At 40.3% G+C, this 24,438-nt stretch carries 16 protein-coding genes; 15 read left to right on the top strand and 1 reads right to left on the bottom strand.

Annotated features, from left to right (window positions below; all coding sequences use genetic code 11):
• Positions 1-322: 322 nt before the first annotated feature.
• From CXF80_RS06950 to CXF80_RS06900, 11 genes are all read left to right on the top strand, one after another.
• Positions 323-1,756 (top strand): mannose-1-phosphate guanylyltransferase/mannose-6-phosphate isomerase, encoded by a 1,434-nt coding sequence (locus CXF80_RS06950; protein WP_101032191.1) that lies wholly within the window; start codon positions 323-325, stop codon positions 1,754-1,756.
• The gene (locus CXF80_RS06945) at positions 1,749-3,185 is read left to right on the top strand and encodes a phosphomannomutase (RefSeq protein ID WP_101032190.1); all 1,437 of its coding nucleotides are present in this window, start codon (positions 1,749-1,751) and stop codon (positions 3,183-3,185) included. Before CXF80_RS06950 ends, CXF80_RS06945 begins: the two co-directional genes overlap by 8 nt.
• A 13-nt stretch (positions 3,186-3,198) precedes the next feature.
• A complete protein-coding gene (locus CXF80_RS06940) occupies positions 3,199-4,599 on the top strand; it encodes an undecaprenyl-phosphate glucose phosphotransferase (RefSeq protein WP_101032189.1) in 1,401 nt (466 codons plus the stop codon).
• A gap of 310 nt (positions 4,600-4,909) precedes the next feature.
• Positions 4,910-6,115 (top strand): outer membrane beta-barrel protein, encoded by a 1,206-nt coding sequence (locus CXF80_RS06935; protein ID WP_101032188.1) that lies wholly within the window; start codon positions 4,910-4,912, stop codon positions 6,113-6,115.
• Between the two features lie 7 nt (positions 6,116-6,122).
• Positions 6,123-6,659 carry a polysaccharide biosynthesis/export family protein gene (locus CXF80_RS06930; protein ID WP_198554740.1) on the top strand — a complete coding sequence of 179 codons (537 nt, stop codon included), beginning with the start codon at positions 6,123-6,125 and terminating at the stop codon, positions 6,657-6,659.
• Complete coding sequence (locus CXF80_RS06925; RefSeq protein ID WP_101032187.1) at positions 6,659-8,926, top strand: GumC family protein; 2,268 nt, start codon at positions 6,659-6,661, stop codon at positions 8,924-8,926. Before CXF80_RS06930 ends, CXF80_RS06925 begins: the two co-directional genes overlap by 1 nt.
• On the top strand, positions 8,923-9,657 hold the full coding sequence (locus CXF80_RS06920) for a tyrosine-protein phosphatase (RefSeq protein ID WP_101032186.1): 735 nt from the start codon (positions 8,923-8,925) through the stop codon (positions 9,655-9,657). The genes CXF80_RS06925 and CXF80_RS06920 overlap by 4 nt, the downstream gene beginning before the upstream one ends.
• 3 nt (positions 9,658-9,660) lie before the next feature.
• The gene (locus CXF80_RS06915; protein WP_101032185.1) at positions 9,661-10,380 is read left to right on the top strand and encodes a hypothetical protein; all 720 of its coding nucleotides are present in this window, start codon (positions 9,661-9,663) and stop codon (positions 10,378-10,380) included.
• Positions 10,361-11,734, top strand: a complete 1,374-nt coding sequence (locus tag CXF80_RS06910) for an O-antigen ligase family protein (protein ID WP_101032184.1) — start codon at positions 10,361-10,363, stop codon at positions 11,732-11,734. The genes CXF80_RS06915 and CXF80_RS06910 overlap by 20 nt, the downstream gene beginning before the upstream one ends.
• 57 nt (positions 11,735-11,791) lie before the next feature.
• Positions 11,792-12,682 (top strand): UTP--glucose-1-phosphate uridylyltransferase GalU, encoded by an 891-nt coding sequence (gene galU, locus CXF80_RS06905; RefSeq protein WP_101032183.1) that lies wholly within the window; start codon positions 11,792-11,794, stop codon positions 12,680-12,682.
• Between the two features lie 150 nt (positions 12,683-12,832).
• Entirely contained in the window at positions 12,833-13,909 is a 1,077-nt protein-coding gene (locus CXF80_RS06900) for an acyltransferase family protein (RefSeq protein WP_101032182.1), read from the top strand.
• A 221-nt stretch (positions 13,910-14,130) separates the two neighbouring features.
• Here CXF80_RS06900 and mnmC read toward each other — a convergent pair whose 3' ends face one another.
• Entirely contained in the window at positions 14,131-16,221 is a 2,091-nt protein-coding gene (gene mnmC / locus CXF80_RS06895; RefSeq protein ID WP_157822190.1) for an FAD-dependent 5-carboxymethylaminomethyl-2-thiouridine(34) oxidoreductase MnmC, read from the bottom strand.
• Between the two features lie 132 nt (positions 16,222-16,353).
• On the opposite strand from mnmC, the gene fabB reads away from it, so the two are divergent.
• The 4 genes from fabB to CXF80_RS06875 all read left to right on the top strand — a co-directional run bounded on the left by fabB (position 16,354) and on the right by CXF80_RS06875 (position 24,337).
• The gene (gene fabB / locus CXF80_RS06890) at positions 16,354-17,568 is read left to right on the top strand and encodes a beta-ketoacyl-ACP synthase I (RefSeq protein ID WP_198554739.1); all 1,215 of its coding nucleotides are present in this window, start codon (positions 16,354-16,356) and stop codon (positions 17,566-17,568) included.
• Positions 17,569-18,331: 763 nt separating this feature from the next.
• On the top strand, positions 18,332-19,468 hold the full coding sequence (locus CXF80_RS06885) for a 4-phosphoerythronate dehydrogenase (RefSeq protein ID WP_101032179.1): 1,137 nt from the start codon (positions 18,332-18,334) through the stop codon (positions 19,466-19,468).
• Between the two features lie 178 nt (positions 19,469-19,646).
• Positions 19,647-20,663: an aspartate-semialdehyde dehydrogenase gene (locus CXF80_RS06880; RefSeq protein WP_101032178.1), complete on the top strand. Its 1,017-nt coding sequence runs from the start codon at positions 19,647-19,649 to the stop codon at positions 20,661-20,663.
• Positions 20,664-20,953: 290 nt separating this feature from the next.
• On the top strand, positions 20,954-24,337 hold the full coding sequence (locus CXF80_RS06875) for a FimV/HubP family polar landmark protein (protein ID WP_101032177.1): 3,384 nt from the start codon (positions 20,954-20,956) through the stop codon (positions 24,335-24,337).
• Positions 24,338-24,438 lie beyond the last annotated feature (101 nt).

Below are 24,438 nucleotides of genomic sequence, written 5' to 3'. Positions count from 1 at the left end.
AGAATTATTAGGGTTTTAAATCGTATCTTGTTGGTGTTATTTTTTGCTGTTTTATTGGTGTTGTTTCTGTTTATAGTAGTCCTTACTTATTTATGAACGCAATCTTATTAGTGATAATTATCTGTCTAATGCGTTCTTTAGGGTATGTTTTCTCTATCTTAATGTTAAAACGATATCTCTACTCTTAGTGTCTATTAGATGATGACAGTTTGATTTAATCTTATCTTTATTTGACAGACTAGTTTGTTAAATAAAATAAGTTATCGTAATTTTTAGATTATTATAAATTATTATGTCTTAAATTTAATTAAAGGTTTTTAATATGATTTTACCAATAATTATGGCTGGTGGTTCGGGATCTCGTTTGTGGCCTTTATCTCGACAACAATTTCCCAAACAGTTCCTAACGTTATTGGGTAATCATTCAATGTTGCAAACGACGGCAAATCGTTTACAAGGTATTGCTCACTCCCCCGCATTAGTGATCTGTAATGAAGAACACCGCTTTTCTGTAGCTGAACAGTTTCGTTTAAAAAATATAAACAATAGCGGTATAATTTTAGAACCTGTAGGACGTAACACTGCGCCTGCCATTGCGCTTGCTGCGATGTTAGCGGTTCAAGACGGTGATGACCCAATATTGTTAGTGCTTGCTGCGGATCATGTCATTAAAAATGAGTCGGCTTTTTGTGAAACAGTTAAGCAAGCTGTTTCTTTAGCTGAGCAGAACAAGTTAGTTACCTTTGGAATAGTGCCAACGGCTCCCGAAACCGGATATGGTTATATTCAGCGTGGTGACATATTAGCCAATGAATTCGGTTTTAATGTAGCTCATTTCGTTGAAAAACCAAATTTGTCAACCGCACAAGATTATATTGCCACAGGGCAATATTATTGGAATAGCGGCATGTTCTTATTCAAAGCAAGTGCTTATTTACAAGAGCTTGCTTTGCATAGTCCTGATATTTTTTCCGCTTGTGAAGCTGCGATGACTAATACCACTCATGATGCTGATTTTATTCGAATCGATAATTCAGCTTTTGAAGCATGTCCAGATGATTCTATCGACTATGCTGTAATGGAGAAAACTAGGCATGCGGTTGTTGTACCCATGGATTGTGGTTGGAGTGATGTAGGTAGTTGGACTGCGCTCTGGGAAATTGAAGATAAAGATGAGTATGGCAATGTCTTTAAAGGAGATGTGATTGGTATCAATACTCAAAATACTTATGTTAACGCAACTGAAAAACTAGTGACCGTTATCGGCTTAGACGATGTGGTGGTGGTTGAAACAAAAGATGCCATTTTGATTGCTAAGCAGTCAGAAGTTCAACAAGTTAAGCAAGTGGTCGAGCAGTTAAAATCTGAGAACAGAAACGAATGGCAACATCATCGAGAGGTTTATAGACCATGGGGGAAATACGATTCTATTGACCACGGAGGTCGTTTTCAAGTTAAACGAATTACTGTTAAGCCTGGCGCTAAATTATCGGTTCAAATGCATCATCATCGTGCAGAACATTGGATCGTCGTTACAGGTACTGCCAAAGTGACTAATGGCGAAAATGAATTACTGTTAACAGAAAATCAATCTACTTATATTCCAGTAGGTGCAATCCATGCTTTAGAGAATCCCGGGAAAGTGCCATTAGAACTGATTGAAGTGCAGTCGGGTTCTTATTTAGGTGAAGACGATATTGTTCGTTTTGATGATCGTTATGGACGCGTTGATACCAAAGGCATAACCAATGCTTGATTCGAGAAACATTATCGCCATAAGCAATATTGGTTTTGGCACCAGTGGTGCAAGGGGATTAGTCAGTGATTTTACCTCCAATGTGTGCGGCGCTTTTACGGTGTCTTTTATTCATGTAATGAAAGCTCGTTTTAGTTTCTCTATGATAGCTATTGCTATTGATAATCGACCTAGTAGTTTGGCTATGGCTCAGGCATGTGCAACTGTAGCAGCGCAATGTGATGTAGATGTTGTTTTCTATGGCGTGGTTCCTACTCCTGCGTTAGCGAGTTGTGCGATGGCACAAGGTATTCCTTGTATTATGGTAACGGGCAGTCATATTCCTTTTGATCGAAACGGACTTAAGTTTTATCGCCCCGACGGAGAAATCAATAAATCAGACGAAATCGCTATTATTAATGGCGAATTTACCTATGAACCGATCCAGCAGCTTCAAAAGCTTAGTGTCGATGATACTGCTAGTAATGACTATATTACTCGTTATAGCAGCTTATTTAGCAGACCTTGGTTATCAGGTAAACGTATTGGTATCTATCAACATTCCAGTGCCGGGAGAGATTTGTATCCGCAGTTATTCCAACAGTTAGGTGCTGAAATCATTTTAATTGGTCGCAGTGATACTTTTGTTGCAATCGATACTGAAGCTGTATCCGAAGCCGATTGCCAAAAAGCGATTGAATGGACACAGCGATATCAGCTAGATGCATTGTTTTCGACTGACGGTGACGGTGATCGACCAATGTTAGCTGATGAAAATGGTCATTGGTTGCGTGGTGACATATTAGGATTACTGTGTGCTAAAGCATTAAATATTGAAGCGTTGGCTGTGCCTGTGAGCTGCAATACTGCAATTGAACAGAGTGGTTTTTTCCAGTTCGTGATTCGGACTCAAATTGGTTCACCTTATGTTATTGCGGCTTTTGAGGAACTTAACCATTTTTATAAGTGTGTCGCGGGTTTTGAAGCCAATGGCGGCTTTTTATTGGGGTCCACGATTGAAGTTGATGGCAACACATTGGCAGCTCTACCCACGAGAGATGCGATTTTACCTGTGTTGATGGTGTTATACCATGCAATATCAAGTTCTCGTTCAGTTGCCGCTTTAGTGACAGATTTACCTCAACGTTATACTCATAGTGATCGTTTGACGGAGTTTGCTACTGAGCGCAGTAAGAAAATCATTGCAATAGGTCAAGAAAATTCGCAAGTGCTGTTAGGGCAACTGGGCCTTTTGGGGGATGAATTGTCGAGCGTCAATGTTATTGATGGACTTCGCTTTATCTTTGTTAATGGCAATATTATACATTTACGTCCGTCCGGAAATGCTCCTGAGTTTAGATGTTATGCCGAGAGTGTTTCAATTATTGATGCCAAAAAATTAGTTAATAAAGTATTAACCCAGCTATCAATAATTAATTTTTACAGCTAATTAGGTGAATGAAATGGATCGGTCTTCAAAATTTCAGTTCGTCGGTGCCCGTTATAATTTTTTGTTACGGATCATTGATATTGGTATTATTTATTGTGCATTATTAATTATTATGCACGGTTATAACATTACCTTTAATAAAGACTATTTATTGGTGTTAAGTGGTGTACTGTTTTTTTATAGTTATATAGGGGAGTCACTTGGGCTATATAGATCTTGGCGCTTGGGTCGTTTTTCAACCATGTCTTGGTTGATTTTTTTTAATGTCACCATAGCATTCTTATTAATGACCTTAGTGTTATTTTTATTTAAATACAGTGAGGTTTATTCTCGTTTCACCATGGCCGCCTGGTATTTTTTGTCGGTATTTGCATTAGTCAGTTGGCGTTATTGTGTTCGTGAGGTTAAGCGTGTCCGTCGTTTAAAAGGTTATAGCGTCCAGAAAATCGCCATTGTGGGATTAACTGAAACCGGTAAAAATTTATATGACGAAATCATCAAACATGATGAATTAGGTTTTGAATGTGTTGGTTTCTTCGATGATCGAGAACCAAGCAGAATTGAAAATTTAGATGCATCTTTACTTACCGGTTCTATAAACGATGCTGTCGAACTTGCTCGCACTGGGGAAATACAAAAGTTATATGTTTGCTTGCCTATGTTAGCCGAAAAGCGCATTGCGGGGATTATTCTTACCTTAGGTGACAGCACTGTAGATGTACTGATTACGCCCGATTTCTTATTGAAAAATCTAATGCATGCTCATATTGGCAGTGTAGGTGAGGTCGATACTATTAGTGTATTTGAGTCACCTGTTCATGGTATGAAACGTTTTTATAAACGTAGTTTTGATCTTGCATTCAGTATATGCGCCATCATTGTTATATCACCGGTGTTAATTGCTGTCGCGATTGCAGTATATATGTCCTCTCCGGGAACGATTCTATTTAAGCAAGATCGATATGGTTTAGATGGTCGAAAAATTAAAGTGTGGAAGTTTCGCTCGATGACAGTGACTGAAAATGATGAAACAGTGACTCAAGCACGTAAAGGCGATGTACGCATTACCCGTGTTGGTGCATTTATTCGTAAAACGTCTTTAGATGAATTACCTCAGTTCTTTAATGTATTAAGAGGCGAAATGTCGGTAGTGGGTCCTAGGCCACATGCTGTTTCACACAATGAAGAATATCGTAAGTTAGTGAGTTACTACATGTTACGTCATAAGGTATTGCCTGGAATTACCGGTTGGGCGCAAGTTAATGGCTGGCGTGGTGAAACCGATACTTTAGAAAAGATGGAGAAACGAGTTGAATTTGATCTTGCCTATATCCGTAATTGGTCATTGTGGTGGGATGTAAGAATTGTCTTTTTGACCTTCTTTACGGGCTTTGTTGGTAAAAACGTTTATTAATGACTCTATAAGTCTACTATTTTCGTCATTCCGCTAACTCTTTAAAGCTGTAATTTGTTGCTTGTATAAGACGTTAAATTAAACGCTGGATCTCCGATACAAGCATTCGGAGATGACTACATCATATGCCATTGCATAATGCATCTGAGCCAGCATCTAAGTTCTTAGATGGTATCTTTCGATTATCCATTAGAAGAGCGCCGAAAGATTAACAATTTAGTTAGAAGTTTAAAACTGAAATCGACAGGCTAGATGAGAGCCTTTTCATTTTCCCTGTTAATCATCTATTTATTTTATAAGGATATAAGTTATGAAAATACCATTTAAATTAAGTTGCATTGCCACTGTCGTTACTTCAATAGTACTTGTTAACCCAGCTTTTGCCGTAGATGAAAACGCTGGCATGATTCAAACTGAATCGGGAATTGATTTTATCCCAGGATTAAATAGCGGCCTGAAATATGATGATAATATCAGTAGTGCTACAACTGATACTCAAGACAGCTGGATTTTAACGGTTACCCCAGCAGTGCAAGCCCAGCTATTGGATGGTAACAATATCCATACCTTAGAGGCTGGGATTGAATATGCTGATTATTTCGATAGTAGTGATGACAATTATTTAGATGTGTTACTTCGGGCGCGTTCTGAGGTTGAGCTAAACCAATCAAATCGTTTTAATCTTGAAGCAATGTACATTGCTGGTCATGAAGACCGTGGTACAGGTATTTTTGAGGGTAATAGCGGTAACAGCCAAGATGAACCTAATACTTATGATGTGCTCAGTGCGGGTGGCTATTATGAATATGGAGCAAAGACGACTCCAGCAAGGGTAAGAGTTAATGCAAAATACTTTAGCAAGGAATACAGTAATTTTGAAACAGTTACCCAATATCGTAATTATGAAAACACTACTTTAGGGACTACACTTTATTATGATACCCATTCAGCAACCAGTATTTTTATTGATTTGCAAAGTGTTGACACTACCTACGATTTGATTGATCCAACAGGCGACCGTGACAGTAAAACGAATACAGCAAGACTGGGAGTCGAATGGGAGGCTACCGCTGCGACAGAGGGCAGTATAAAAGTAGGTTATCAGCAAAAAAGTTTTGATAATGAAAACCGGGAAGATTTTAGCGGCTTATCTTGGGATGCTAAAGTTACCTGGAAACCTCTTACTTATTCGGCATTTGACTTCACCACGGGACGCGAAAGTCGCGATCCAAATGGTTTAGGAGATTATGTAAGGGTAACCAGCTATGGCGTGAAGTGGAATCATGAATGGAGTGAGTTATTCAGATCGAAAATTGGCTTTAGCCATGTCAACGATAATTACACTGGTATTGAACGCGAAGACAAAAGTAAAGTTTACCAATTTGCCGTTAATTATAGTGTTAGCCGTTGGTTAACTTTAGAAACTGGTGTCAATATTGCTCAAGTTGATTCTACTGATCGACAATATACGTTTGATCGCAACGTCTATTTCATTAATGCAGAAATGACTCTATAGGAATCCCATGAAGTATGTAGCTCATTTATGTCTCTGTGTTATGGCACTGTTTCTGCTGATAAAACCTATATTGGCCAGTGCTGAAACCCAAAATTACCGTTTAGGTGCAGGGGATACCATTGTGATTAAAGTTTATGGTGAAGACGCCTTAACCCTAGAAACCAAAATAACCAATAGTGGCACCATTAATTACCCTTTTTTGGGCGCTTTGAAATTAAATGGCTTCACGATTAAACAGGTTGAGCAGTTGGTGTACAAGGGGTTAAAAGGCGATTATTTTGTTGAGCCAAGTGTGTTTGTCGGCATGGTCGAATACCGACCATTTTATATCCATGGTGAAGTTAAACAGCCTGGTGGTTACCCTTATCAACCTGGGATGACGGTTAACCAAGCAATTGCCTTAGCGGGTGGTTTAACCGAAAGAGCCTCGGAAGATAAAATTGCCATATCCCGTGAGGGAAGCAAAGTCGAGTCTGAACGCGGCAATATTAATAGTCCGATTCTAGCCGGCGACACCATTACTATTGAACAGAGATTTTTTTAATGATCTTCCAAGAAAGACGCCAAAGTGCTTCCCCTGGCAATGTAATTAGCCCTGCAGCAATGCAAATTGATCAACTTATCGATGTTAAAAAACTGCTTTTACCTATATTGCTTTTTAAGTGGCGCATTTTTACATTTGCGCTACTAGTGACTGCATTAACCGTGTTTGTGGTGTATAGCATGACGCCGATTTACAAGGCTTCATCGATGTTACTGATTGAATCTGAGCAAGCTAAAGCGATTAAAATCGATGAAGTGTATGGTATTAATTCTGGTCAGCAAGAATATTATTTAACTCAGTTTGAGATTATTAAATCGCGAAGTATTGCCGAGCGGGTATTTAACCATCTGGATTTAATAAACCACCCGGTTTTTAACCAGCCGCCAAGTTGGTTTGCTGAGCTTAAGTCACAGCTTATATCAAAGTTAAATTTTATCCCTCAAGAATTCGTTATAGTTGATAGCCAAATTAACCAAGATATTGCCAAACATTTATTAATTAATACCTTCGCCCAAAATATTAGTATTTCCCCGGTGCGTAAAACGCAAATAGTAAAAATTAGTTATGAAAACTCAGATCCGCAGCTTGCCGCACAGGTAGCAAATGCTGTGGGTGATACTTACATTATAAGCCAGTTAGAAGCCAAAATGGGCATGACCCAAAAGGCCAATGTGTGGTTAGGTGGCCGTTTAGAAGATTTACGCTTAAATCTGGATAAGTCTGAATATAAATTAGAGCTTTTTAAGGTTGAAAATGGCCTAATTGACGTAGAAGGGGTTACGGCATTAGATGCTAAAGAGCTAGAGCGTTTAAGTGATGAAATTACTGTAGCGAGATCGCGTAAAGCCGAAGCTGACAGCTTTATGGCAGTAGTGAGACGTTATGGTGCCACTGACATTAGCCGTCTAGAAAGCTTACCTGAGGTGACGTCGCATCAGTCGGTACAAAACGTAAAGCGCGAGGTGGTGTTAGTTGAGCGAAAAGTGTCTGAACTACAGCAAGTTTATGGCCCTAAACACCCCAAAATGATTGCCGCACAGGCTGAATTAACTGCGGTGCAACAAAACCTACTTAAGCAAGTAAGCCGTTTAGTACAAGGGATTGAAGACGAAGCCCAAACCGCGGTGCAAAACTTGAGAGCATTAGAAGCACAATTTAGCCAAGCCAAAGGCGCTTATCAAAACTTAAGTACCAAAGACACTGATTACCAGCGCTTACTACGTGAAGTCGATACCAATAGACAGTTATTTGACAGCTTTTTAGCTCGCCAAAAAGAAACCGAAGTGACCAGCGACTTTGACTCACCGGTAGCACGTTTTACTGATCGCGCGGTTGTGCCGTTAATACCTGAAAAACCAAAAAAGAAAGTGATCATTATTTTGGCATTTATTGCCAGCTTGGGTTTCTCCATGGTGTTGGTGTTGTTGCTGGATACATTAAACGACACCATAAAAACCAGTGATGATGTTGAAAAGTTATTATCGCAACGGGCATTAGGTTATGTGCCTAAAGCCAAAAGAGGCACCAGTTATGACGATATTAACTTTGCTTTCTACAATCCTAAGTTACGCTTGCATGCAGAAGCCGTGAGGACCATCAGAACTTCGATGTCGCTTATGGCTATGGGCAGTGAATTGTCGACCATAGAAGTGACATCCTCGACTCCTAATGAGGGGAAAACTTCTACGTCAATGAATATAGCATTTGCCTACGCAACCATGGAAAAAGTGTTAATTATTGATGCCGACTTGCGTAAAGCTAGCTTAGGAATGCGCTTTGGTTTAGCCACTTATCAGCCAGGGCTTGCCAATGTGTTATCGGGTACCGATAGTATACATAACTGTATCGTCAAAGAGGTCAAACCCAACGTAGATGTAATGCCCGCAGGCGCGGTGCCGTTAAATCCTCAAGAGTTATTAACCTCTAGTCAGTTTGCTGAATTGTTGACTGTGTTAAAGACACAATACGGTAAAATTATTATTGATACACCGCCGGTTCATGCGGTGAGCGATGCGCTGATTATTACCTCATTATGCGATGCGACGGTCTTAGTGGTTAAAACCGGTCATACTCGCAGTGAAATCATTAAGTTAACCTTAGCAAAGTTAAATCAAGCCCGGAGCAAAGTGTTTGGCGTGGTATTAAATTATTTTGATACCAAAAATGCCCAACGGTATCAGGGTGATTATGGTTACTACCAAGCCTATGGTGCAGACTCTTCAATTAAACAGCCTGCTGCCAACCATAAGGAAAACACTAAGGCATGATTGATATGCATTGCCATATATTACCCAATATTGATGATGGGGCTAAATCAATTGATGAAGCCATTGGTTTAGTTACGCTAGCAGTGGAGCAAGGGATCTCGCGTATGGTGGCGACCCCTCATATTCATTTAGGTATTTATGATAATAATCTACAATCAATTAACGCAGCCTATGGTGTATTGTGTGATGCGTTGGCGTTAACAAATTTAGAAATACAAGTTCGCGCCGCAGCAGAAGTAAGAATTTCGCCAGAAATTATGCTGTTTATTGAGCAACAGCAATTGCCTTTTTTAGGCCGTTATCAGCAAAAAGATGTGTTGCTGCTAGAACTGCCTAGCAGCCATATTCCACCGGGTACAGACAAGCTGATTAGTTGGCTATTAGCAAAAAATGTATTACCCATGATTGCTCACCCAGAGCGTAACCGCGAGTTACAAACCCATCCTGAGCGGATCACTCCTTTTGTGCAGGCTGGTTGCTTATTTCAATTAACCGCAGCATCGTTATTGGGGGATATGGGACCAGCCCCACAGCAATTGAGCGAATATTTTATGCAGAAACGAATATATTCTATCGTTGCGTCCGATTGTCATTCATTAAAACGTCGGCCTCCTAAGCTGGCGTTAGCCCATGATGTAATAAGTGCGTTAGTTGATGAAGATTATGCTTATTCAATGACGACATTGATACCACACAGTATTTCCTGCTCGTTATTTAATGCGCCGAGATAATTGATGAATAAAATAACCTTGTCTACAAGACGCATAATATACTCACTTATTATTGTTGCGTTACTAGGGTTATTACCTATATTGCTACAAAAAGGATTCGCTAACGCATATCACTTTAAGTCTCGGTATTATATTGACCAATGGCAACAAAGCAGCAAACCAACATTAATACAATATACTAATGCCTTATTGGCAGCAAATTACGCATTTAGTCTTGACAGCAAAAACCCGCATTATCTACTAACCTTAGCCAAGGTCATGGAGTGGGGTATATTTTCGAAGCTAGCGCAATCGAATAATTCGGTATTTAATCAATTGTATTTAGATGCTATTGTGCAGCGACCCAATTGGCCAAATGCATATAGCGACTATGCTTACAATTTGGCTTTTATACAGGATGATATTGTTCAAGCTTGGCCGTATTTAGAACAAGCCTTACATTATGGGCCTTATACTCCAGAAGTCATGCATCAAGTGTTGGCAATCGGCTTTGCATATTGGCCTAACTTAACAGTGAACCAAAAAAAGTTAGTGTTTACTACCGCTAAAAATGCCGCAAGTGCAAATTGGTTAATGCGTAATGATTTAAAAAAATTGACTAAGCAATATCAATTAACCCCATTAATATGTACCTATTTTAAATATTCAATTCCTGCTTTTAGCGCCAATGATGAACAATGGATTAAACAGGATATGTGTCTTAATGAATATTCAGAAAAATAAAGTAACAGCGTCTTTTGGGCCATTTCAACGTGTTATGTTGTTAGGGTTATGCGGATTAATTATTTGGATGCCGATCCCGTTAGGCAGCAATCGAATTTGGTCATTAGCAATGTTAGAGTTTGGTATTGTGTTATTCGCAATCGCTCATATAGTTTATTGTTTTAAAAATAATGACTTATTGCTACGCTATCGTTGGCAAAAACATCTTTTAATTCCAACAGGATTAATGTTGGCGTATTTGTGTTTGCAACTGCTTAATTGGATACCTGCTATTGATACGGTAGATGCCTATCAAACCGCCCAGCAACTACTAAAAACCTTTTGCTTTACCCTATTCATTTTATTACTAAGTCAGTATTGTCAGCAGGCACAGGCGTTGCGTTGGTTACTCATTGCGATTATTGTTTCTGGTTGTATACAGGCTTTTTATGGCACCTTACTGAATTTATTGCAGTTAGATGTATCACCAATTTTTGGCTATCATGACGGTGACAGGGCCAAGGGATCGTTTGTATACCAAAACCATTTTGCTAATTATTTAGCGTTATGCCTTTCTATTGCGTTTGGTTGGCTGTTATCAGAGCTAAAAACCAGCAAGACAGAGTTCGATTTGCGCGGAATGTTAATAGATTTACTATCAACATTATTCAGTCGGAAACTTATTTTACGCTTGGCGATAGTGATCATGGTGATTGGCTTAATCTTAAGCCGTTCGCGTATGGGCAACGCCGGATTTTTTACCGCTTTGGCTGTGGTTTCGTTGTTGTCTTTGTTTATTTACCGTCGTCCGCCAACGTTATTTAAACCTTTAGTTGTTAGTCTTTTTATTTTAGATTTATTGATTGTAGGCTCAATTTTTGGTGTCGATAAGGTAAAACAACGTTTAAACGACACCTCGTTTAGTGCCGAAACCCGAGATGAAGTGGTAATTGATAGTCTACCGATTATTAAACAGCACTTATTTACCGGCACGGGTGGCGGCAGTTTCTATACCGTATTCCCCCAACACCAACCGCAGTTTTATTCTGGTTTTTATGACCACGCTCATAACGAATACGTTCAGTTTGTGATTGAGTACGGGATTGTAATGACAGCCATTTTAGGTTTTTGGATCTTGTATTCGTTTTGGTTAGCATGCCGGACCATGTACCTACGTAACAACAAACTGTATAAGGGGGTAGCCTTTGGATGTGCTATGGCCATTGTGCATATGTTACTGCATATTTCTGTCGACTTTAGCCTGCAATCTCCCTCGAATACCTTATTATTTTTAACCATCTTAACCTTATGTTGGTTGGTGCGTTATTTGCCTTCTTACAAGATGCGTTCTCATCCAGCGCCTGATCCATTTTAGTTTTACTTTTTAAATTTTAGCCATTTTAGCCTTAGCGCTAGCTAAATAAGGATATTTATGAAAGTTGTTATTCCTGTTGCCGGTTTAGGTACGCGTATGCTGCCAGCCACCAAAGCCATCCCAAAAGAAATGCTGCCTTTAGTGGATAAACCATTGATTCAATATATCGTTGATGAATGTGTTAGCGCCGGTATTAAAGAAATCGTATTGGTGACTCATGCCAGTAAAAATGCTATCGAAAACCATTTTGATAAATCTTATGAACTTGAATCAACGTTAGAAAAACGCGTTAAGCGTCAGTTGTTGCATGAAGTACAAGCTATTTGTCCTAAAAATGTCACTATTATGCATGTACGCCAAGGTGAAGCTAAAGGTCTTGGGCATGCCATTTTATGTGCTAAGCCGTGTATTGGTGATAATCCATTCGCCGTTGTGTTACCTGACGTGATTTTAGATTCGTACTCAGCAGATCAACGCACTGAAAATTTAGCGTCGATGCTAATTCGTTATCGCGAATCTCTTGCTAGTCAAATTATGGTCGCACCTGTTCCTGATGATCAAGTCCATAAGTATGGTATTGCCGATTGCGGTGGCGAAACTATTAACCCTGGTGACTCGACTAAAATATTCAACATGGTAGAAAAACCTGAGTTAGGCACAGCGCCGTCTAATTTGGCCGTTGTTGGCCGTTATGTGTTGTCGGAAAAGATTTGGGCCTTACTCGCAAAAACGCTTCCTGGTGCGGGTGATGAAATCCAGCTAACCGATGCTATTGATATGCTGATTGAGTCTGATACCGTTGAAGCTTTTAATATGACAGGTAAGTCACACGACTGTGGCGACAAACTGGGTTATATGAAAGCTTTTGTTGAATATGGTTTGCGTGATCCTAAATTGGGCAGCGATTTTAAGAAAGAACTTGCTGATTTATTAGAAGAGTATCGATAAAACTAGGCTCGGTCCGGATAGTGTCAGCCCCGTCTTCATGGTTTTCCATCATCCTCAGAGGTTTCTATTTGGGGCTTTCGCTTTTTTTCATTCTTTTTTTATTTTCTATAAGTAAAATTATTTTATTAAATCGTTTTCAGTGAGTCTAATATGAATGCAAATCTTAATCGGCTACATGGGCTTGACTTTTGCAGAGCGGTATTGATGGTACTGGGGCTTTTTTATCATGTAGGACTTATTTATGGCATTGATCAGGATTGGAGGGTTCTCTCTAATGAAACATCTTGGTTTATTAAATATATATCAGATTTTATTCAAATTTTTAGGATGGAGGCTTTTTATCTAATATCTGGGTTCTTTTATATGTTAATTTTCAGTAAAGGCAGGAATGGTTTCGCCAAAGATAGAGTTTTAAGAGCGCTGTTGCCGCTGTTGTTTTGTGGGTTATTGTTAAACCCTATCATGAATTATTACAGCTATAATAAGTCATACGATTGGGATAGCATTGATTACTTGTTAAAGGGCCAATGGTTAGGCCATCTTTGGTTCTTAGGTAATTTGGTCGTTTACTTTATTATTTCGCTTCCTTTATGTAAATTTATTCTTTCTAGTAAAGAAATGTCCCCAGTTTTTTTACTTTTTATGATTTACTTGGGTATTCCTTCTGTTGCTATTACTGGTTTGGCTGTGGCTAAGTTAACATTTGATGGAACGGTTTTGTTTATTACATTTCATAATCTTTTCTATTATTACAGTTATTTTATTATTGGGTGTTTTTGTTTTATCAACAAGGCGTTGTTTTCATCTTTCTTATGTGTTAAGTATTTTTTATTATCCTTATTGATATTTATTGCTTTCTTTTTGATGTCGTATTTCAATATATTCGCTGGGGAGATTATTAACAAAGTCTTAGATCGCCTGTCTTCTGGAAGTCTAATGTTGTCTATTCTGTCAATATTATATGTTGTTGGTTCTAGGCGTTCGAAAGTTATAAGGAACTTTTCTGATTCAAGTTATACCGTCTACATACTTCATCAGCCTCTAATTATTTTGTTATATGTTTTTGTTTTTGAAAGATTAACTTTTGAACCCATTCAGGAGTACATACTAATGATAATCGGTGTTTTCTTTATCTCTTATCTGTTTCATAACATTTTTGTGAAAAACAGTCAGATCCTGAAACTTTTATTTAATGGTGTTTTGTACTCAAAACGTAAATCAAATTAATAAGTATAGCCTGCCGCAAGACTCATCTGCTTCATTGTTACTTAACTGTCAAATATGTTTACTTTCGGCTGAGAAGCATTATCGCAATGGCGAATTTGGTTGCTTTTACCCTAATATAAGCGTTAGCTTATTCTATTTTGTTTACCGTTCAATCTTCCGCTTATTGCCATCATCCTCAAATGCTTGTATCAGGGACCCATTCTTAGTTTTGACTTTCTCCTTTACATCAACGCTTTGCCTTTAAGCAGCTTACGCAGCCACATTCTATTTGGACTAAGTCGTGCCTGCAAATCTGAACTTAAGGGAGACAGTTCTCCACATAAGTTTGCAGCGAGGCACTCGGCAACGAGTGGGCCTGAGCTTAGGCCGCGAGAGCCTAGTCCGCCGAGTACATATAAGCCATCATAAATCGGTGCAGGTGTCGTTTGCCAGTATCGTTGCCATTGACTGGGTTTATCTTTGGATTGCTTCTGGACTGCATACCGCGCAAACAATTCTTCAACATCAGGTGCACAACCCATTACCGGGAAGTGATCGCGACTGACCATCCTTACGCCGATCCTGGCGTCATTGTTTGAAACATCAATATCGTTAGGCCAGTTTGAATTTGGAAAGCTTTGTTGCATTTTAAGGCTGTTTTCATGCTGCTCTATTGGACAAAAATCAAGATGCTGTGGGTTTTTTACATAACTCGCGCCGACGCAATGCAGTTGATTATGTTGTGGCGTCAAATAGCCATTAGCGCAGATTACAGTATTAAGCTGCGCCAGTTCACCTTGAGATGGGACATGACTCACTTGACCTCTAAAACCAGTGATTTGAAGGTTTTTTGTCTGTTTGTAGCGAGTCAGTTGATCTCCTGAGGCGATGATTACCTGATCGTGTGTTGCGATGTGTTTGTTTTCGGCACTAAACAGCTGCCAGCCAGATGAGTGTGATTCAAGTGAGTGAATGTCGCTATTATAGAGAATGCGAACCTTGGTTAATGTTTGTGCTTTGGCAATGCTGGCTTGTGCTAATTCAAACGGGCAAGCCCAGCCACCCAATGGATAATAAAAACCAGATTTATGGATATCTACTTTAGCAAGCTGTGTGGCTTGGATTGGATTTACGGCAAAAGCAATCTCACTTGGCCACGCCTGACCATGAATAATTTTATCTAATCTTGTTTGGCTGCGTAGATCAAAACCCGTGTGTAATACGCCACACCAGTCATGTCCAATATAATATCCATCATCAATTAATGCCTGGATACGACGTCGACTGTATAGAAATGCTTGTTGAAAAAATTGACTTAGCGAATCATTTTCGGGAGTCAGTAAAGGATAAATGGCACCTTGTTTGTTGCCTGACGCTCCTTGCCCTAAGGTGTCATCTTTACAATAAATTACTACATCTTTTCCGCGTTCAGCCAACGACAAGGCAAGACTTGCAGAAGCAATACCTCCACCTATAATAGCTATAGGGGGTTGGTCGTTAGAATCTAGAGATGGCATTGGGTTATAAGCAAACTGTTGGCGTATTTGTTGTCTTAATGCGTTACGTTCCGCGATAGCGATGTCATCAGTTGATTGAGACGAAGTAGTGTGTAAAAATCCACAAAGTGCTAATTGCTTTTTGATGGTAGTGGTGACATCGTCATCATTTGAGCTAGCGGCTAAAAATGTTGCATTATCAGCACTGATCCGGCCATATTGCCACAGCAAATGCTGACTGAAATAATGATCCGAATGGCTGACTTGGCTCGTATGGGGAAGAGCAAACCAATGTGATATCCTTTGTTGATTCGGCGTGGCAATGGTTTTGGCTTGTGCTATAGGCGAACCTTGATATAGGTCAATAATGAATGTGTTTTGGAGTAGACTCAGTCGTTGGCAACCTTCGATAGCCGCTATTTCACATTTAAGTAATGCTTGAGCAAAATCGAATAAATGATGATCCGAATGAAGTAGTCCTTGCTGTTGCCACTGGTGTTCAAGTTGCTTTCGGTTTATTGGACAATGTTCAAACACACTGATATGAACTCGAGTTTGATGCTTTTTCAAAGGTTTTTGCAGGTTAGCCGCTTCTAATGCTGCTAATAAGAGTATTATTTCATGACCATCTCCAAAACCGAGTTGGCCTAGCGTTAATAAACGTGGTTGAGTATTCGTGGCGGCTCTATTACCGTCACCGCTTTGCAATACTGTGTCTATATACTGTTTAGCGAGTTGGGGATATCGGCTATTTTGATTAACTTTGTCGCCCAATAAATCACAAATGTACAAATTGTGTAAATTGGGGGATACAGATAATAAAGATGTTTTATACAAAATATTTTACTCTGGGCCGATAACTTGGCATTATTTTACCTGTATTTATGGAAAGCTGACCACTTAATTACTTTAAAGCAGCTATGATTGCCGCAATTAAGTACCGACATGTACCAAATGGATAGCAAAAAAATGAAAAGAGTCGTGATCACCGGAATGGGTGTCGTTTCAAGTATCGGTAATAACAAGCAAGAAGTGACTGAGTCATTGAAAGCGGGTCGCAGCGGTATTACCCACTCGGCGCAGTTTGAAGAAATGCAATTACGCAGTAAAGTTTGGGGCGACATCAAAATGAACCCCGCTGATTATATTGATCGTAAAGCTCTTCGCTTTATGGGCGATGCTGCAGCATATGCTTACATTGCTATGCAGGAAGCAATTGCTGATGCTAATTTGACAGAAGAACAATATTCAAATTTTCGTGTCGGTTTGATTGCTGGTACGGGTGGTGCGTCATCAAAAAACCAAGTTCAGGCTGCTGATACATTGCGTGAAAAAGGCGTTAAGCGCGTGGGTCCTTATATTGTGCCACGCATTATGTCTAGCACCGCAAGCGCTTGTTTAGCAACACCCTTTAAAATTAAAGGCATGAGTTATTCTATCAGTTCCGCGTGTGCCACTTCGGCCCATTGTATTGGCCATGCCGTTGAACTTATCCAGATGGGTAAGCAAGATATGGTGTTTGCTGGTGGTGCTGAAGAAGTTGATTGGACATTAACCATGGGCTTTGATGCTATGGGTGCATTATCGACTAAGTACAATGACACGCCTGAAAAAGCGTCACGTACCTATGATGCAGACCGTGATGGTTTTGTTATTTCTGGCGGCGGCGGGATTGTTGTTGTTGAAGAATTAGAGCACGCGCTAGCGCGTGGTGCTAAAATTTATGCAGAAATTGTGGGTTATGGCGCATCTTCAGATGGCTATGACATGGTTGCACCATCTGGTGAAGGTGCAGTGCGTTGTATGCAGATGGCATTAGCTGATGTGGATACACCAATTGATTACATCAACACTCATGGCACTTCTACACCAGTAGGTGATATGCGCGAACTTGAAGCGTTACGTGAAGTGTTTGGCGATAATATGCCTCCAATCGCGTCAACTAAATCACTGACAGGTCATGCTTTAGGTGCGGCTGGTGTTCATGAAGCGATTTACAGCTTAATTATGATGGAAGACGGCTTTATTGCGCCAAGCATTAACATCGACAACCTTGATGAGAAGGCTGCTGGCATGCCAGTGGTGCGTGAAATGCGCCAAGCGGAATTGAACACCATGATGAGCAACAGCTTTGGTTTTGGTGGCACTAACGCAACATTAGTGATGCGTAAATATAAAGCGTAAAACGTTATTTGTGGGCTAACTTGCGAATGATATGAAAGCCAGCATTGGAAACAGTGCTGGTTTTTTTGTTTTTGCCTTTTAAACTAAATGCCTAGAGTCGGGGTCGCTTCGCGGCTAGATGCTAGAACGCTTCGCTGCTATAAAAGCGACAGCGATGACAAGAGGTGGCAAACGGTAACAGGCGATGACAGGCTAACGCTGCGCTTAAAGGGCTAAATGCCTAGATGCTAGTTCGCTTCGCGGTGAGAGGCTATACAAGCAAAGCTGAAGAGCGATGATAAGCGATAATAAGCGGACGCTGTGCTTACGGAAAGGGCAGCGTAAAGACGCATCAGGTATTGGCTTCGCTTTTATAGCCGCGAAGCGAACTAGCAGGACGCAGTCCGCTCTAGTACCTAGCGTTGATGCTTATTTGCAGGTTGGCTTTTACAGCCACAAAGCGAACTAGCAGGACGCAGTCCGCACTAGTATCTAGCGTTGATGCTTATTTGCAGGTTGGCTTTTATAGCCGCGAAGCGAACTAGCAGGACGCAGTCCGCTCTAGTATCTAGCGTTGATGCTTATTTGCAGGTTGGCTTTTATAGCCGCGAAGTGAACTAGCAGGACGCAGTCCACTCTAACATCTAGGCTTACAAGCAAAATCAAAAGCTGGATCCCCAATAAAAAATCTTAGGAATGACGAGGTGGGGGCATTTGGTATAAGATACTTCCATAAAAAATCGTAATGTGATGTCGTTAAACTCGCAGTAAATAAGATACCAAAATGAAAATAATTGCCGATGAAAATATGCCTTATGTCGATGCCTTGTTTGGTGACTTAGGGGAAATTGAATACGTAAATGGCCGAACCTTAAGCGCTGTTCAAGTGCAGGATGCCGATGTGTTGCTGGTGCGTTCGGTGACCAAAGTGAATGCAGCGTTAATTGAACAAGCGCATAAGCTTAAATTTGTGGGTAGTGCGACGATTGGCACTGATCATGTAGATGTTGATTATCTTGCAGAGCGCAATATCTTTTTTACTAATGCGCCAGGATGTAATGCGAAGGCAGTAGGTGAGTATGCCTTTATTGCGATGCTGGAGTTGGCTCAGCGTCTCGGTGGGTCATTAGCAGGTAAAGTTGTGGGCATTGTGGGTGCAGGAAATACCGGCACTGCAGCCGCGAACTGTTTGCAAGCTTATGGTTTAAAAGTGTTGTTGTGCGACCCTATTAAGGCCGAACAAGGTGATACACGTGACTTTGTGTCACTAGACACTCTGATTGAACATGCAGATATTATCAGTTTGCATGTGCCTATTACCAAACAGGGTGAGCATAAAACCTGGTATTTATTTGATGACACTCGACTCAATCAGTTGAAACCCAATACATGGTTATTAAATTGCTGTCGAGGCGAGGTCATTGATAACCGAGCGTTGATCAAATTTAAGCAACAACGTGACGATATCAAACTTGTGCTCGATGTATGGGAAGGTGAACCTAACCCTATGGCAGAATTAGTCGCCTTGGCAGAGTTTGCTACGCCGCATATTGCCGGTTATAGCCTTGAAGGCAAAGCTCGCGGCACCTTTATATTGTATCAAAAGTGGTGTGAATTACTCGGTTTACCGATGGACAAATCATTGGCGAGTTTGTTACCGACCTTTCAATTTAATCAAATTGTGAGTCAAGGTGATTTAACCGAAAGCCAATTGCTGAAATTATCACGTTTAGTCTATGACTTACGTGATGATGATGTAACCTTCAGAGGTTGTTTTGCAACGACGGCAGGATTTGATTTAATGCGTAAAAATCATACTTACCGTCGAGAGTATAGCGCCATCTCGTTAACTCAATCTACGCAATCTTTATCTGATGATGGGATTAATCAATCGATGCTCAGCGCTTTAGGCTTTAATTAATGACCTAGGACCGATATGACCCATAGAGGGACATATTGAGGGTAAAAAACAGTATTTCTAGCCAGTTGAGAAATAATCACTTCAAAGTAGGCTTTTTAGCACATTAACCCTAGTAAAGCATAAGCAAACTAAGGTAAATTGATCATTCAAACTGGATAATAGGAGTCGGGCGTTAATTATGTCTCAGGAATTTAATGTAGTCGTTTTAGGTGCATCGGGCGCAGTGGGTCAAACTATGATTGAGATCCTCGAGCAGCGTAATTTCCCGGTTGCTAAGTTGTTTCCATTAGCGAGCAGTCGCAGTGCTGGCGAAACGGTCAGTTTTCACGGTAAACAAGTTGAAATTCTTGATGTAGAAACGTTTGATTGGACACAAGCACAAATAGGCTTCTTTTCTGCTGGTGGCGATGTGTCTGCAAAATGGGCGCCGATTGCGGGTGACGCGGGTTGTGTCGTTATCGACAACACCTCACATTTTCGCAATGACGTTGATGTGCCGCTGGTGGTGCCTGAAGTTAACCCTGAAGCCATTGCGGATTTCCGCAATCGCAATATTATTGCCAATCCTAATTGTTCAACTATTCAGATGTTAGTTGCACTTAAGCCAATTTATGATGCTTTTGGTATTTCACGTATTAACGTGGCGACATATCAGTCTGTGTCAGGAACAGGTAAAAAAGCGATTGAAGAGTTAGCGGATCAATGTGCAAAATTACTCCAAGGTTTACCTTCAGATCCGTCGGTTTATCCAAAGCAGATAGCATTTAATGTTTTACCACAAATTGATATGTTTATGGACAATGGCTACACCAAAGAAGAAATGAAAATGGTGTGGGAAACGCAAAAGATTTTTGGCGACGATGAAATTGTCGTTAACCCTACTGCGGTTCGTGTGCCTGTTTTTTATGGTCATTCAGAGGCTATACATATTGAAACGCGTCAACCTGTTGATGCTGAAGATGTTAAAGCCGTTTTACGTGATGCTCCGGGTATTGTGTTATTTGAAAATGATGACGAATATCCAACCGTTGTTACTGATGCAGCAGGTAATGATGCTGTTTATGTTGGTCGTGTTCGTAAAGATATTTCGCACTCTCACGGTATAAATTTATGGGTTACTGCCGATAACATTCGTAAAGGTGCAGCGTTAAACAGTGTGCAAATTGCCGAGATTTTGATTAGAGATTATTACTAATTACACTTTAATAATGAGTAATGTTTTTATCAACAACGCGATTTAGTTTAAAAAGCCTGCAATGAGCAGGCTTTTTTCGTTTAACTGACCCCAATAGTAGCAGGTCCGGTAAATCTAGTTTATAGTCGTAAACATATCATTTTTAACATCAATAGCATTGAAATCGCCTGCAAAATTGGCTCATCATGGATGTGATCAGATATAGTTAACGACCATAATACTAACGATAAAAATTGCCTCAAGCCTGTTGCCAAACCGGTAACTCAATAGCGCTAAAAGGGAAGGATTGGATGACTTTGCGTACTTCATATATTGTGGGTTTGATTGCCTGCACAGCCGTTGGCTTAACCAGTGTACAACTTATTGGATCTGCACAGGCAGAAACACTCAAAATTACTGGGCCCAATGGCGAGGTTAAACAACAAGCTAAACGGCAATATGGTCCGACGACATCAAGAGATACGTTTTGGAGTATTGCGCAAAAAGTCAGGCCTAGTAATAATGTCAGTGTTTATCAGGTGATGGCCGCGTTATTTGACGCTAATCCACACGCTTTTAGCGGTAATAATTACAATACATTAGAGCGAGGGATGATATTACTGGTCCCTTCTGCAGATGTGATAGCCGCCATTCCCAACGAGGTTGCTAAACGCCGTGCTGAGCAAGATGACCGCCGTGTTAGCAAACAAACTCAGCCTCGTACTGTTATTAATCAGCCCTCTGCAGCAAAATCGTTGCAAATAGCCAAACAAACACCTGCTGTAACGCTACAAACCAAAGCGATTACTGAGGCTAATGCCGTTGTGGTCAAGGATCTCAATAGCACGCTAGATAAAGCCAATGCAAAAACGTTAATGCTTACAGATGAGTTGGCGCGCTCACAAGATGAATTAATGATCAGCAACAATGACAATCAAGTGTTGAAAAACAAAATTGAACAAATGTCATTAAATATTGCTTCGCTTGAAGAAGATTTACAGCTATTACGCGATAAATATGAAGGTCTAACGCTAGAAAATAAAAAACTTGTAGACCAAACTGAAAATATTGAACCCGTTGTAGAAGAACCCGCTGACTTTTGGCGCAGCTTAATGGACAACACTATTTTGTTGATCCTTGCAGCATCGATACCTCTTATAGCGATATTTTGCATTATTTTTTGGCTTCTCAGTCGCCGTAATAAAAAAACTCAACAGGCTGAAATAAAAACTGAAACCCAGCCAGGAAAAGAGTCAACTACCGCAATAGCCAATGATGACTCTGACGATATGGTGATCCATTTAGATTCAAATGATGAAGAGTCAATTGATGATTTATTGGATTCAGACAGTGTTGATTTACAGCCAGAAATCCAAATGAGCGGTGATACCGAGATGGATATGGCATCTGATATGTTCATTAGCGAAAAAGAATTAGAAGATGAAGATGGGACTTCATTAGATGATTTATGGGCTGAGGCCATGGAGGATCAAGATTCTGATCTAGAACCTCTTGAAGATGACGATGATCTCAACAATCTATTGGTGGGTTTAGATACAGAAGGAACGGCGAAAGATAAAACTGATGATCTAGATGCATCTGCAGAAGATGATATAGATTCATTATTAGCCGAGTTTGATATGCCGCCAGAGTCAGATGATGTTGCTGCTGCGGCTGTCAAAACCCCAGAGACATCAGCCGATTCAACTGAAAATTCAACTGAAGATGATATCGATTCATTACTCGCCGAGTTTGATATGCCGGCAGAGTCAGATGATGTTGCCGCGGTTGTCAAAACGTCAGAGACATCAGCCGATTCAACTGAAAATTCAACTGAAGATGATATCGATTCATTACTAGCTGAGTTTGATATGCCGGCAGAGTCAGATGATGTTGCTGCGGATGTTAACGCGACAGAGACATCAGCAGATTCAACTGAAAATTCAACTGAAGATGATATCGATTCATTACTAGCTGAGTTTGATATGCCGGCAGAGTCAGATGATGTTGCCGCGGCTGTCAACGTGCCAGAGACATCAGCTGGCTCAACTGAAGAGTCAACTAAAGATGACATCGATTCATTACTAGCCGAGTTTGATATGCCGGCAGAGTCAGATGATGTTACCGCGGCTGTCAACGTGCCAGAGGCATCAGCCGGCTCAACTGAAGACTCAACTGAAGATGATATCGATTCATTACTAGCCGAGTTTGATATGCCGGCAGAGTCTGATGATGTTACCGCGGCCGTCAAAGCACCAGAGACGTCAGCAGACTCAAGCGGCGAAGATGATGTGAATGAAGTTGGCCAAAATGAAGAGCCTATTATTGACTCCGCAATGGCCGAAAATAGCGATGAATTACCAATAGATGAGCAGGAAAACTCGGAAAGTGATGATTTAGCAGCCCAAATTGCAGCTGAATTAAGTGATGAAGATGTCGCAGATTCTACTGATGATAATGAAACAAGTGACGAAGACATCGATGCATTGTTAGCCAGTCTTAACGAACCTGTGGTTGAGTCAGAGACATATGATCACGACAACGCAGCGGTACAAGCTCAGATTGCCGCGGAGTTAGATGACGATACGTCCAGTGAAGCATTAATATTGGACGATGATGAGTCACTCGATGATGATATTAATGCTTTATTGGCAAGCTTTAAAGAAGATACAAAAGCCGGCGATACACCATCAACCGATACAAACAGCGAACAATCTATCAGTGACAAGATTGATGATACTGAGTTGTTTGATGAGTTTGATGAATATCTTAGTGATGTCGATTTAGCTAAAACAGATAATGCAGACGATGTCGATGCGGACAAAGATGCTCTGTCTGACGTTGATACACAAGCCGATAGCAAAGACCAAGATAACACCTTATTTGATGCTCAACTTGAAGCCGCGCTAGCATTAACTAGTCGTCATGATGTTAAGTTAGAGCAAGGATCCACAGCAGCATCTTCTCCTACTCCAGAAACTGAAGCGGAAGAGGCTCTTGATGCTTTGTTAGCAGAAATGGATGATAAAGACACTTCTTCGTCTACTGCGCAAAATAAAACGAATAAAGATTCCGGCTTCTTTAATGACCTAAAATCCAACAAACCTAAGCCTGAATTATTAGATTGGGAAAGTGATTTACTTAAAGCTGCCGAGTCTGCCGCTGACGAGAAAGAAGTCGATGAACCTGAGGTCAGTGATGATGATTTACTGGCCGCATTTTCACAGTCATTAAAAGAGGATGACAACGTTGACGACTATACCTCTGAAGACGAATATATCCTTAGCGATGACAATTTAACGGTTGATGAAGCGTTGGCGGCACTTGATCAAAAAGAACGTAGCCAATCAGCTGAATATAAAGCCAGTAATGATGACGTAACGCGTTTTGAGCGTGAAAATAGCTATATCGACATCGATAAATTGTTAAACGATGCTGATGAAGATGACGATAAAACCGATCAGTATAAAGATGTTAATGTTAATATGGGTTCAGTCAATTCGTTAATAAGCAATGCAGACATGGTTGATGTTGATGATGAAGAAAACTCCGTTAATGCCAAACTTGATTTAGCCAGAGCATATATTGAAATTGAAGATCAAGACAGTGCCCGAGCATTATTAAAAGAAGTGCAAATGGATGGCAATGAACGTCAACAATTAGAAGCCAAAAATTTAATTAAAAGCTTTAATTAACTCGGATAATTAACTCGGTCAATTCATGTGGTATAGGTAAAATAAATAGCCCTATGTTAACCATATAAATGCAAACGGCGCAGATACATGCGCCGTTTTTT

Origin of the sequence: Shewanella sp. Actino-trap-3, from assembly GCF_002836275.1 — a bacterium.
GTDB lineage: Bacteria > Pseudomonadota > Gammaproteobacteria > Enterobacterales > Shewanellaceae > Shewanella > Shewanella psychromarinicola.
Note: the sequence above shows the minus strand (reverse complement) of the source record. Positions and strands in the feature narration are given on the sequence as shown.